Origin of the sequence: Pseudomonas sp. UBA6310, from assembly GCF_002438225.1 — a bacterium.
GTDB classification, from domain to species: Bacteria; Pseudomonadota; Gammaproteobacteria; order Pseudomonadales; family Pseudomonadaceae; genus Pseudomonas_O; species Pseudomonas_O kuykendallii.
In genome coordinates this window covers 135,172-147,510 of record NZ_DJTK01000083.1, presented here as the reverse complement: position 1 = coordinate 147,510, position 12,339 = coordinate 135,172, and the positions used below count along the sequence as shown (strand labels likewise).

Genomic DNA, 12,339 nt, shown 5'->3' with positions numbered 1-12,339 from the left:
GACGCGGGAGACGCCAACCGCATCCTGCCGCGCGAAGAGCAGGCGCCGCCGATGCCGATGCCGGCCAGTCACGGCCAGCACCGCCACGGCGAGTCGCTGGCCCATCAGGTGCTGTTCGAGCGGCTCGAGTACCGGGACGGGCGCGATGACCACGGCCTGGCCTGGGACGCGGACGCCTGGTGGGGCGGCGATACCGACAAGCTCTGGCTGCAGAGCGAGGGTGAGCGTGTCGGCGGCGAGAGCGAAGGGCGCGCGGAGCTGCTCTGGTCGCATGCCGTCGCGGCCTTCTGGGACAGCCGCCTGGGTGTACGCCAGGACTTCGGCAGCGATCCCGACCGGCAATGGCTGGCCTTCGGCATCGCCGGCACCACGCCCTGGTGGTTCGAGGTGCAGGCCAGCGCCTACCTGGGGCCGAACGGCCGCAGTGCGGTGCGGCTGGAGGTCGAGCGCGAGCTGCAACTGAGCCAGAAGCTGGTGCTGGCGCCGCAGCTGGAGCTGGACGCCTATGGCAGGGACGACCGCGCCAGGGCGATCGGCAGCGGGCTCGCCGAGGGCCGTTTCGGGTTGCGCCTGCGCTACGAGGTCACGCCGCAGTTCGCGCCCTACGTCGGCATCGAGTGGGCCCGGCGCTTCGGCGAAACCGCGTCGCTCGGGGAGGATCGGGACGAGGCGCGCAGCGACTCGCGCCTGGTCGCCGGCCTGCGCTTCTGGTTCTGACGGAAAAGGCCTGAACCCCCGGTCGTGCGCCTCGGGAAACCGGGCGTCGCCGGGGGCTTCGCAGCCGCGCTCAGCGTGCCTTGCGGTACGCGCAGGGCTGCCAGTAATCCTTGAGGATCAGGTTGAGCGGGCCGGACCAGCCGCGTTTGCGCAGCTCGGCGGAGATCAGCACGTTCATGATGCCGTGGCCGATGAGCATCACGCTGCCATGGATCCTGGCCAGTTCGATGAGGCGGTCGGCGGCTTTGCGGGCGCGCTTGCGCGACACCCGGATCGATTCGGTGTGGCGGGCGAAACCGAGGAACCAGGCGCCGCGGAACAGTATCCGCCAGACCTTCACCGGCAGCTTCGGTCCGTTCCAGTCGGGGTAGGGCAGGTGCGCTTCGGCGAACACCTCGTCGACCTCGTCGGTGCATCCGCCGGCGATGCGGGTGCGCGATTCCACGCAGCGCGAGATCGAACTGCAGGCGAACACCTCGGTGCGCTTCGCCTGGTCGATCAGCGATTGCGGCACTTCGGAGCACACCACCGGCGCGCGGTTGTAGCCTTCGATCCAGGTCTTCATTTCGCGGGGCGTACAGCGTTCGGCGCCGGAGTAGTTCGGGCGACCGTGGCGCACCAGGGTGATCTGCATGATGGGCGAGGTCCCTCTGCGTGGTCGGGCGCTCGGGATGGCGCGCCTGTCCGGGTTCGATGCCCGGCGCAGAGCGAAAGTTGCGCGACCGGCGGTGATCGCCAGGCGGAACGGCGTCCGGCGCAAAAAAAAGCCCCGCCGAAAAGGCGGGGCGTTCGTTCGTGGCGCGAGTCGGAATCAGCGGTTGCGCAGGGTTTCGCCGAGGAACCAGGCGCGCTCTTCGGCCTGGTCGATCCACTCTTCCAGCAGGCTGGTGGTGGCCACGTCGTTGGCGTCGCTGGTCAGCGTGTGGGTGCTGCGCATGTAGGCGGCCAGGGCCTGGTTGTCGGCGTGCAGCTCGCTGAGCATCTGCTCGGCGCTGAGGTTCTCCACTTCGCTGCTCTGCAGGCGCTTGCTGGCAACCACCTGCTCCACCGAGCGCAGGGTCGGCTGGCCGATCTTGCGTGCGCGTTCGGCGATCGGGTCGATGATGGCGAAGATCTGCGCGGCCTGGTCGTCCAGCAGCAGGTGGTACTCGCGGAAGTGCGGCCCGCTGACGTGCCAGTGGAAGTTCTTGGTCTTAAGGTACAGCGCGAATATGTCCGATACCAGCACGGTGAGGGCCTTGCCGATCTCGACGGCGTTGCCGATGCCGGCATCCGGGCCTTTCGCGGCCTCGTCGCGGACACTTTTGACGGTTTTCAGTTCCTGCTTGGCGCTTGCAGTGGCCATGGTGCTCTCCTCGAAAAAGTAACGATGTCCGCGCGGTGGCGGCGTTGAAACCCTGGGTTCAACTAGACCACACCCGCGCTGTGGTTACTCATCACTTTTGTCGATGGCGCCAAGCAGCGTTATCTATGGAGCGTTAGCGCTTGAGCATCGAGCGCATCGCCGCCAGGGCGTCGTTGCCCCGCGCGGCCTTCACTTCCACCGGTGCGTCTTCCTGGCCTTCCCAGACCAGGTCCTCGGGCGGCAATTCGTCGAGGAACCGGCTCGGCGCGCACTCGATGATCTCGCCGTACTGCTTGCGCTTGGCGGCGAAGGTCATGGTCAGGTTGCGCTTGGCGCGGGTGATGCCGACGTACGCCAGGCGGCGCTCTTCCTCGATGGTGTCGGCCTCGATGCTGGAGCGGTGCGGAAGGATTTCCTCCTCCACGCCGAGGATGTACACCGAAGGAAACTCCAGCCCCTTGGACGCGTGGATCGTCATCATCTGCACGCCCTCGGCGCCTTCTTCCTCTTCCTGCTGGCGCTCGAGCATGTCTCGCAGGACCAGCTTGCCGATGGCCTCCTCGATGGTCATCTCGCCGTCTTCATCCTTCTCCAGCGTGTTCTTCAGCGCATCGACGAGGAACCAGACGTTGCCCATGCGCGCCTCGGCAACCTTGTCGCTGGAGGCGTTCTGGCGCAGCCACTGCTCGTAGTCGATGTCCATCACCATGCTGCGCAGCGCGGCGATGGGGTCGTCCTGCGAGCACTGCTGGCGGAGCTTGTCCATGTAGCGCTTGAAGCGCGAGAGACGCTCGGTGTAGCGGCTGTCGAGGTGTTCGCCGAGGCCGATCTCGTCGCTGGCGGCGTACATGCTGATCTTGCGTTCGGTGGCGTAGTTGCCGAGCTTTTCCAGGGTGGTCGAGCCGATCTCGCGGCGCGGCACGTTGATTACCCGGAGGAAGGCGTTGTCGTCGTCCGGATTGACCAGCAGGCGGAAGTAACTCATCAGGTCCTTCACCTCCTGGCGGGCGAAGAAGCTGGTGCCGCCGGACAGGCGATAGGGAATCTGGTGGTGCTGCAGCTTCAGCTCCATCAGTTTCGCCTGGTAGTTGCCGCGGTAGAGGATGGCGAAATCGCTGTACGGGCGCTCGGTGCGCAGGTGCTCGGTGAGGATTTCCAGGGCCACGCGCTCGCACTCGGCGTCCTCGTTGCGGGTGCGGATCACGCGGATCTCGTCGCCCATGCCCATCTCGCTCCACAGCTGTTTCTCGAAGGCATGCGGGTTGTTGGCGATCAGGGTGTTGGCGCACTTGAGGATGCGGCTGGTGGAGCGGTAGTTCTGCTCCAGCATCACCACTTTCAGCGACGGGTAATCCTCTTTCAGCAGCATCAGGTTTTCCGGGCGCGCGCCGCGCCAGGCGTAGATCGACTGATCGTCGTCGCCGACCACGGTGATCTGGTTGCGCATGCCCACCAGCAGCTTCACCAGCAGGTACTGGCTGGAGTTGGTGTCCTGGTACTCGTCCACCAGCAGGTAGCGGATGCGGTTCTGCCACTTTTCCAGGATGTCCTTGTGCTCCTGGAACAGCTTTACCGGCAGCAGGATCAGGTCGTTGAAGTCCACCGCGTTGTACGCCTTGAGCGTGCGCTGGTAGTGCAGGTAGACGATGGCGGCGGTCTGTTCCTTGGGGTTGCGCGCGTTGGCCAGGGCCTCGTCGGGAAGGATCAGCTCGTTCTTCCAGCTGTCGATGAGGTTCTTGATCTCGTCGGCGCCGTCATCGCCGGCGTATTCCTTCTGCATGATGTCGGTGAGCAGCGCCTTGATGTCGCCATCGTCGAAGATCGAGAAGCCCGGCTTGTAGCCCAGGTGCGCGTACTCCTTGCGGATGATGTTCATGCCCAGATTGTGGAAGGTCGAGACCGTCAGCCCCTTGCCCTCGCTGCCGCGCAGCAGCGTGCCGACGCGCTCCTTCATCTCGCGCGCCGCTTTGTTGGTGAAGGTCATGGCGACGATGTGGCGCGCCTGGATGCCGCATTTCTGGATCAGGTAGGCGATCTTGCGGGTGATCACGCTGGTCTTGCCGGAGCCAGCGCCGGCGAGCACCAGAAGTGGGCCGCCGACGTAGTTCACGGCTTCCTGCTGCCGGGGATTGAGTCGGGACATGGTCGTCGCGTTTCGCTCAGGAGAAGGGGCGGCATTCTAGCAGGCACTCGGCCGCTGGCTCGCGCCGTTGCGCTGATGGCAGCGTGCCACGGCTTGGTTATTTCGCCTGCTCCAGTAGGCTACGGGTGAATTGTCAAATGGCCGTCGACGATTTCGCGCCCGGCCGGGTCAGGGAAGACCGCCAGAAAAACGACTCCCGAACAGTGCCAGGCAGCACGGGTTGAGCCCCTCGCGCGGTGATGCGAGGCCGCGATCCGCAGCCTGGCCACCGTCGTAGTGGTGAGGGAGGCTCCGGCGAACACTGTCATGGCCTGGGGAGGTCGCGTGCCCGCGCTAGTGCAACCCTCGCGTTTGATTCTTCTTGGCGACGATCCGTCCTGGGTCGGGCTGCTGCGCGACCGGCTGACGACCCTCGACAATGCGCCGCAACTGGTCAGCGCGCCGTCCTGGGAAGGCGTGGCTGAACTGCTCGACGACGACTGCCTGCTGCTCTGCACGCCGGACCAGTTGCCGGCGGCCGGCGCCAGCACGGTGCCCATCGTGATGCTGCTGGAGGCGGAACCGGAAAGCGTGCCGCCCAGCGTCAGCGACTGGCTGGTGTACGACGACACCAGTCCGGCGACGCTGCGCCGCTGCCTGCGTTATGTCGCCGAGCGCAGCCTGCGTCGCCGTTTCGGCGAGCTGGACCCGCTCACCGGCATCGCCAACCGCCAGGGTTTCCAGGCGCTGCTGAGTGCGCGCATGGCCGAGCAGGAGGGCCGTGGCTTCGCCCTCGGGCACCTGGATCTGGACAACTTTCGCGCGGTCAACGACAGCCTCGGTTACGAGGCCGGCGACAGGCTGATCCTGCAAGTGGTCGCGCGGATGAAGGACCAGCTCGGCGAGAGCGATCGCCTGGCACGCCTGGGTAGCGACGAATTCGCCCTGCTGATCGATACCTCCAACGACTTCCGCCGCGCCGAGCGGCTCGCCGCGCGGGTCGTCGAGGCCCTGGAAGAGCCTTACTGGCTGGAGGGAGAGAGCCTGCTGATCGGCTGCAGCCTGGGCCTGGCGCACGCCAATGGTGGCGCGATCGACCCGTTGATGTGGCACGCCCACATCGCCATGCAGCAGGCCAAGAACGCCCAGGGCTGCACCTTCCATCTCTACGACGAGCGCATCAACCACAGTGCCCGTACCCGCGCCCGGCTGGAAGGCGAGCTGCGCCGGGCGCTGCGCCGCGACGAACTGGTGCTGCATTACCAGCCGCGGCTGTGCCTGCAATCCGGGCGCTTCCTCGGCGTCGAGGCGCTGGTGCGCTGGCAGCATCCGCGCCGGGGGCTGCTGGCGCCGAGCGAGTTCGTTCCACTGGCCGAGGAGAGCGGCCTGATCGTGCCGCTCGGCTACTGGGTGATCTCCCGCGCGCTGCGCGACATGCAGGACCTGCGTGCGAAGGGCCTGCCGGCGCTGCACATGGCGGTCAACCTGTCGTTCCGCCAGTTCCAGGACAGCCAGTTGCTGCCGACCCTGAGCCGGCTGATCGAGGAAAACCAGGTGGACGCGCGCTGGCTGGAGTTCGAGCTCACCGAGACGGCGGTGATGCGCCGCAGCGACCAGGTGCGCCAGACCATGCAGGCACTGCGCAAGCTCGGCGTGCGCTTTTCCCTGGATGACTTCGGTACCGGGTTTTCCTCCTTCGTTCACCTCGACCGCTTGCCCATCGCGTTGCTGAAGATCGACAAGAGTTTCGTCGGCGGCATGAATGACAAGGCGGAAAGCTATCGGCTGGTGCGGGCGATGATCGATCTGGCGCACAACCTCGGTCTGGACGTGGTCGCTGAGGGGGTGGAAAGCGCCGAACAACTGGCGCTGCTGGCGCGGTTCGGCTGCGACCAGGTACAGGGCTACCTGATCAGCCGACCGCTGGCGCTGCAGCATCTCGTCCGGCTGCTCTCGGGCGGTCCGCGCCAGGCCAACCCGCAGCAGCCGTCCTAAGCCAGGCCGCTGGCGCGGTACTGCAGGGCTTCGGCGAGGTGAGCGCGGTCGATGGACGAGGCGTCTTCGAGGTCCGCCAGGGTCCTCGCCACCTTCAGCACCCGGTGCGCTGCCCGCAGCGACAGGCCGAGACGCTCGCAGGCGGCCTCTAGCCAGAGGCGGTCCTCCGCGCTCAGCAGGCAATGTTCCCGCAGCCCCTGCAGGTCGAGGAACGCGTTGGCCATGCCCTGGCGCCGCAGTTGTCGCTGGCGCGCCGCCGCGACGATGGTTGCCGCCTCGTGGCTGCCCATGCCGTGTCGCGGGGCGGTATCCAGGGCCATCGGCTCGCGCAGCACGGCGACGTGCAGATCGATGCGGTCGAGCAGCGGCCCGGACAGCTTGCCGCGATAGCGCTGGATCTGCTCGGCGGAGCAACGGCAACGTGCGCTGGGGTCGCCGAGGTAGCCGCACGGGCAGGGATTCATCGCCGCGACGAGCTGGAAGCGTGCAGGAAAACGCACCTTGTCGTTGGCCCGGGCAATGACGATCTCGCCGCTTTCCAGGGGCTCCCGGAGGACTTCCAGGACCTTGCGGTCGAACTCCGGCAATTCGTCGAGAAACAGGACGCCCTGGTGAGCCAGGGTGATTTCGCCGGGGCGCGGGCGACTGCCGCCGCCGACCAGCGCCGGTGCCGAAGCGCTATGGTGCGGATGCCGAAAGGGACGCTGCGGCCAGGCTTCCAGCGGTGTGTGGCTGGCCACGGAGTGGATGGCGGCGACTTCCAGCGCCTCGCGTTCGTCCAGCGCGGGCAGCAGCCCCGGCAGGCGGCTGGCCAGCAGGGTCTTGCCGGTTCCTGGTGGACCACTCAGCAGCAGGTTGTGCGATCCGGCCGCGGCGACCAGCAGCGCGCGCTTGGCGGCGATCTGCCCCTGTACGTCCGCAAGGTCGGGGTAGGGCAGCAGGCGGCGCAGCAGACCCTGCGCCTGGAACGGCGCCAGCGGAGTCTTCGCGCTGAAATGGGCGGCCAGCTCCAGCAGATGGTCGGCGGCGAAGACCACCAGCCCGGACGCCAGGCTGGCTTCCTCGGCGTTGGCCTTCGCCACGACCAGGGCGCGTCCGGCCGCGCGGGCGGCCAGTGCGGCAGGCAACACGCCCTGCACCGGCCGTACTGCGCCGGAAAGCGCCAGTTCGCCCAGACATTCGCAGTTGGCCAGGCTTTCCACCGGCAGTTGTCCGCTGGCGGCGAGGATGCCCAGCGCGATGGCCAGGTCGAAGCGGCCGCCGTCCTTGGTATGAAGGAAAATGCTATATGATAAAAAGACCAATTAGTGTGAGAAAAATGCGCCGTGCGCCCTCATATCAAAGACGTGACCCCCTACCAGTTCCCCCAGCATCTCGACGAGCTGATGGAGGGGCTGCACATGGCTGTCCGTAAGATTGGCCCCAGCTCTTACACCAATACCGGCTACATCCCGAACTCTAAGGGGGTGCGTGTACAGCGCACCGAGTCGATGCTGGAACAGCAGTTCCTTTCGTTGCTCGATTACGACAACCGTGTTCAGGGCTATCAGGCACAGCCGTTCAAGATCCGTTGGAGGGCTCCGAATGGGCGTTGGCGTGAGTTCACTCCGGACGTGATCGTCTCTTACACGGCAGATGCTCAAGCTGAGGAGCCTTGGCTCAAGCCCACCGTCTATGAGGTGAAAACTCGAGTAGAGCTGGCAGCGAAGTGGGCCGATTTACGACCAAAATTCCAGGCAGCTATGAGGTGGGCAAGGGATTATGGTTGCCGTTTCAAGATCATCACAGAAACCGAGATTCGTACGCCCTATCTGGTCAATGTCGAACACTTCATGCACTACCGAAGCTTTCGTTTAGGGGAGCAGCCAGACGCAGGTCGGATGCAGCGATTGCTTCTCGAAGCGCTCTATGAAGGGAACAAAGGTACTTCTAGGGAGGTGCTTACCTACATCACGAGCGACAAGATGGAGCAGGCTAGGCTGACCCCCTGGTTGTGGAACCTGGTGACCTTGGAGCTGGTAGGTACGGATCTGGCCCAACCGTTCAATATGAACTCGCCGATTTGGATCACTGATCGTGGAGTGATCACGCTCGGAGTAATGAAGCAATGAGCACGTCGACCATTCACGTTGGACCAGGTGCGATTCTGACGTTCGAAGAGCAGCACGTATGTGTGCTGCGATTTGTCTCCACCACTGCAGTTGAGGTCTCGGTTGTCGAAACCGGCAAGAGAAGGACGGTTCTGATTGCTGACATCAGCCGTTCGATGGGGAAGCGGGCAGTAATAAGTACAGTTGAGCTCAATGAGGTTGATCCAGACGCATGGGAGGAAGCTACACATAAGTTTCACTGGCTGGAGCCTCTGATGTTCAGGCGGCGATCAGTTGCAGAAGTTCGAGCTGTCGCGGAAGAGTTGCTTGCCTCTCAACCGACGGTTTATCGCTGGCTGAATAAGCTAGAAGAGAGTCGAAATATCCGTTGCCTGCTGCGCCGTCGCCGTGGTGATACAGGGACGAAACGCCTTAGCACAGAAGTTGAGGCGGTTATCCAGCAGGTTATCAAGGATAAGTATCTCAAGGCTGAAAAGCCCGGCCCGACAGCCGCTTATAGAGAACTGAAGGACCAGTGCAGGACGCTCGGATTGCAGAGCCCTGCTAAAGGAACGTTCTTAAATCGCCTGAACGAAATTCGACCTGTTGAGCGTGAGCTCGCTCGCAACGGGGAGAATGCCGCCTTGAAGTACCGGGTCAATGGCGGATCCTTGCCTGGTGTAAATGGACTGTATTCGCTCTGGCAAATCGACCATACATGGGTGGATATAGAGCTCGTTGATTCCGTTGACCGGGTCGCTATCGGTCGCCCATGGATCACGGTTGTGATCGATACGTTCTCGCGCATGGTAGTCGGTTGGTACATCTCATTTGACCCGCCGGGAACCATTGCCACAGGACTTGCGATCACTAACGCGATATTGCCGAAAGACAAATGGATGCGAGATTTGGGGGTGGATTACGAGTGGCCCTGCCAGGGTAAGCCGCGAGTCATCCATTCCGATAACGCGAAAGAATTTCAAGGTCAGGCGCTAGAGGCTGCGTCTCAGGAACATGGGTTCAAGGCTCGGTTCCGGAAGAAAAAGAAACCTCAGTACGGGGCTTACATCGAACGCTATCTCGGCACTCTGAACACGAGAATCCACGAGATCAGCGGAACAACCTTCCAGAACGTGGGGGCTAAGGCCGAGTATGACTCTGCAGGCAAAGCCGTGCTTACTTTGGAGAATTTCGAAAAATGGCTGGCCCACCTGATTTTAGGTGAGTACCACGTAGAGATTCATTCGGGTTTAAAGGGCAAGAGTGCAGATCTGAAGAGTCCGTACGCTGAGGAGCCCCGAACTCCTCTACAACGCTTCTATGAGGGGCTCTTTGGAACTGACGATTTCCCAGGCGCCGGCGTTCTTCCAATCTCTGGGAACCCGGAGCAGTTGTATTTGGATTTCCTTCCAATCGTCATTCGCACCATCCAAACCTATGGCGTTCGTTGGGAGTGCATCGACTACTACGGGCCCATCTTGGAAAGGTGGATTGGTTCGAAGTCGAAAACGAACAGCAAAGAAGGCCGTGAGTTCATTTTCAGATACGATCCCAGGAACATCAGCACGCTTTATTTCTGGGACCCTGATCTGAAGCAGTACTTCGAGATCGGCTATCGCCATATGAACCGACCACCTATTAGCTTCTGGGAGCTGAAGGCCATACGGCGCTTTATCGATAACCGTGGGATCTCTGATGTGAATGAGGACATCATCTTCAGATCTCGTGAGGAGCGACGTGCCATCGTTCACAATGAGACAAACCTGACTCGCGGTGCGGCAAGAGAGCGTGAGCGAGAGCGGGCACACCGGAAGGTGGGGGCTAAGAAGTCAGCAGGCCCAGCGCAGGCAACGCTCCAGGAAACTCTGGCTGGTGAAAGCAAAACTCCCTACAAGGGGCCGAATCGAGCCTCACTCGGCAAAATTGACCTGCAAAATCTTCCTGACTTTGAAGAGTTTGAAGAGGCCTAACTATGGTTGCGAAGATCATGCGCGAGCCCGTCTCACCCGAGACGGCGCAACGCATCTTCGAGTTGAGGAAGGAAGTCTGGGTTGGCTATGAAGCCGCGCTAGAGGTGCGCTATCACCTTGAGCAACTGATGATCCATCCTGACTCAAACCGAATGCCGTGCATGGCGCTCCTCGGTAGAAGCCAGAACGGCAAGTCCAGCATCCTGCAGAACTTCCTGAAGCGTAACCCGCCGGTGTCTGATCCCAATGCAGAAAAGGCCTTGCTGCCGGTGCTGCTAATCGACATGCCTGCAGCTCCGATCGAGGGCCGGCTGTATCACCGGATCCTGAGTAAATTCAATGTGGCTGGCTCTGCTCGTGAATCTGACGAGTCGATGCTTCACAGGATTTGCATCCTTCTGAGCCATCTGGAAACGAAGATGGTGATCATCGACGAGGCCTTCAACCTTAACGGCGGCTCGCACACACAGCATCAGCGGATGCTTAACGCCATCAGAGGTATCTGCACCACGCTCCGAGTGCCGGTAGTGATCTCGGGTGTCCCTCAGATCGAGCCGATCCTGGCCCGGGACGAATCTATCGGGAACCGCTTTCGGCCTGTATATCTCCCGGCCTGGACCGACAAGCGCCTTGAGGAATATGCCCGCTTCATCAAGACGATCCTGAAGCATTTCAAGCTTGCGAACCCATCCAATCTGATGGACGAGCATGCTTTGCTGCAGCTCCTTCATTTCAGCAAGGGTCTGCTGGGAGAAAGCGTGAAGATCCTTACGGTGCTGGCAGAGATGGCCATTCGCAGCGGCGACGAAATCATCGAGCCCAAGCACATCGCTAAGCAGTATCTGGAGGCGGCCGGCTATGTACCGCCTGCGACGGGGCGCTCTCAGTCCTTTTGATCCTCGAAATCCTCTCCTGGCCTATCGCAGCCGGCCCCGAGAGGATGAATCACTGTTGTCCTGGATGACCCGCCTTGCGAGAGGCAATGCGGTCAAGCTGCAATGCCTCGCCACGGATGTACTAGGGTTCAGCCCCCAGCTCCTTACTCATGATTTGGATCGTGTGCCTGACGAGGAGCTGCTGGGACGACTTGTGACGCGTGTGGGGTGCACCTATGAGCAGGCCTGTTCGACTGGGATGTGGGCATATCAGGGGCTGCTCTGGTTCGAGGCACCCAAGTTGCGAGGTCCCGTTGACTGGTTGATGCCGATGGGGCGCTCGCCACATGACCGTCGTCGAATCTGCTCGTACACAACCCAGATGTGCTGTGCGTGCTTGGCCGGCGATCCTATCCCTTATTTCCGACGGTACTGGCGACTCGCGCTTGCAGTGGTTTGCCCAGTCCATGGCACCTATCTTCGTGATTGCTGCCCTTGGTGCCACGGGCCGATTGAGTTCCACACCACAGACTTCGGATGCCGGTTGCTCCCCTCGGTGGAACCGATGATGCATTGTGGGAAATGTGGTCACGACTGGTGTCACGAACCTTGGGATGAGCTTTCCGCACCAGAGAGCCTTGTTCGGTTTCAGCGGCAGTTGTGCCAGCTGCTGGCTGACGGCTGGAGTGCGGAGCTACCGGGTGCTGGTATTTTATCGCCGGCGTTCTTCAGCGGCTTGAAGTGCCTCCTACAGCGGCTCAATCAGCCCGGCCGTTGCCGGCGCTTGCGGGAATATTTTGCTTGGCGAGATGCAGAGCTTCTATTCGACCCCTGCGAACATGCTTTGCAGCGCTTCGAGTGCCTACGATTGGGCGATCGAGCTCGCTTGATGGGCATGGCGCAGGATCTGCTGGTGAGCTGGCCTAACCAGTTCGGAGACATAGCACGAGCCAGTCGCGTATCCAGCTCCTACTTCACCGACTATCGACATCTGATGCCTTACTGGCTGCATGCGGCTATTCGGACCGAGCTATTCGATCAGGACTATGCTCCTTCGCAGCAGGAGCGTTCAGCCGCTAAGGACTATTTACTACGGCACGGCGGTGCTGGTAGCGCTGATGAGGTGAATGGTCTGTTGGGTGTCTCGTCCGTAAGTCATAAGGCTGCCCCTCGCGAACGATGGAACCCGAGAGGGCCAAAATGCAGCTCTTGAGTTCGGCTTTTT

General features: G+C 62.3%; 9 protein-coding genes and 1 pseudogene. 6 read left to right on the top strand and 4 right to left on the bottom strand.

Features of this window, described 5'->3' with window-relative positions; translation table 11 throughout:
* The coding region (locus B3E91_RS20865) for a copper resistance protein B (protein WP_287031217.1) at window positions 1–717 on the top strand (717 nt) is incomplete at its 5' end.
* Window positions 718–787: 70 nt separating this feature from the next.
* Here the strand turns inward: B3E91_RS20865 and B3E91_RS20860 are convergent.
* From B3E91_RS20860 to rep, 3 genes are all read right to left on the bottom strand, one after another.
* Window positions 788–1,351, bottom strand: a complete 564-nt coding sequence (locus tag B3E91_RS20860) for a fructose-2,6-bisphosphatase (protein ID WP_273234138.1) — start codon at window positions 1,349–1,351, stop codon at window positions 788–790.
* Between the two features lie 177 nt (window positions 1,352–1,528).
* Window positions 1,529–2,062: a Dps family protein gene (locus tag B3E91_RS20855; protein WP_273234139.1), complete on the bottom strand. Its 534-nt coding sequence runs from the start codon at window positions 2,060–2,062 to the stop codon at window positions 1,529–1,531.
* Window positions 2,063–2,195: 133 nt separating this feature from the next.
* Window positions 2,196–4,205, bottom strand: a complete 2,010-nt coding sequence (rep, locus tag B3E91_RS20850; RefSeq protein ID WP_287031216.1) for a DNA helicase Rep — start codon at window positions 4,203–4,205, stop codon at window positions 2,196–2,198.
* A 324-nt stretch (window positions 4,206–4,529) separates the two neighbouring features.
* On the opposite strand from rep, the gene B3E91_RS20845 reads away from it, so the two are divergent.
* Complete coding sequence (locus B3E91_RS20845; protein WP_287031215.1) at window positions 4,530–6,179, top strand: putative bifunctional diguanylate cyclase/phosphodiesterase; 1,650 nt, start codon at window positions 4,530–4,532, stop codon at window positions 6,177–6,179.
* Here the strand turns inward: B3E91_RS20845 and B3E91_RS20840 are convergent.
* A pseudogene (locus B3E91_RS20840) lies at window positions 6,176–7,447 on the bottom strand (YifB family Mg chelatase-like AAA ATPase); the annotation flags it as partial. The gene B3E91_RS20845 and the pseudogene B3E91_RS20840 overlap by 4 nt on opposite strands.
* A gap of 57 nt (window positions 7,448–7,504) precedes the next feature.
* Between B3E91_RS20840 and B3E91_RS20835 the strand changes: the two are divergent.
* Genes B3E91_RS20835 through B3E91_RS22350 form a run of 4 tightly spaced genes read left to right on the top strand, consistent with a single transcriptional unit; the run spans window position 7,505 to window position 12,327 of the window.
* Entirely contained in the window at window positions 7,505–8,290 is a 786-nt protein-coding gene (locus tag B3E91_RS20835; RefSeq protein WP_079867842.1) for a TnsA endonuclease N-terminal domain-containing protein, read from the top strand.
* On the top strand, window positions 8,287–10,239 hold the full coding sequence (locus tag B3E91_RS20830; RefSeq protein WP_073672926.1) for a Mu transposase C-terminal domain-containing protein: 1,953 nt from the start codon (window positions 8,287–8,289) through the stop codon (window positions 10,237–10,239). Before B3E91_RS20835 ends, B3E91_RS20830 begins: the two co-directional genes overlap by 4 nt.
* 2 nt (window positions 10,240–10,241) lie before the next feature.
* Window positions 10,242–11,135, top strand: coding sequence for a TniB family NTP-binding protein (locus B3E91_RS20825; protein WP_073672927.1), 894 nt, complete (start codon window positions 10,242–10,244; stop codon window positions 11,133–11,135).
* Window positions 11,098–12,327 carry a TniQ family protein gene (locus B3E91_RS22350; RefSeq protein WP_414708317.1) on the top strand — a complete coding sequence of 410 codons (1,230 nt, stop codon included), beginning with the start codon at window positions 11,098–11,100 and terminating at the stop codon, window positions 12,325–12,327. The genes B3E91_RS20825 and B3E91_RS22350 overlap by 38 nt, the downstream gene beginning before the upstream one ends.
* Window positions 12,328–12,339: the final 12 nt, after the last annotated feature.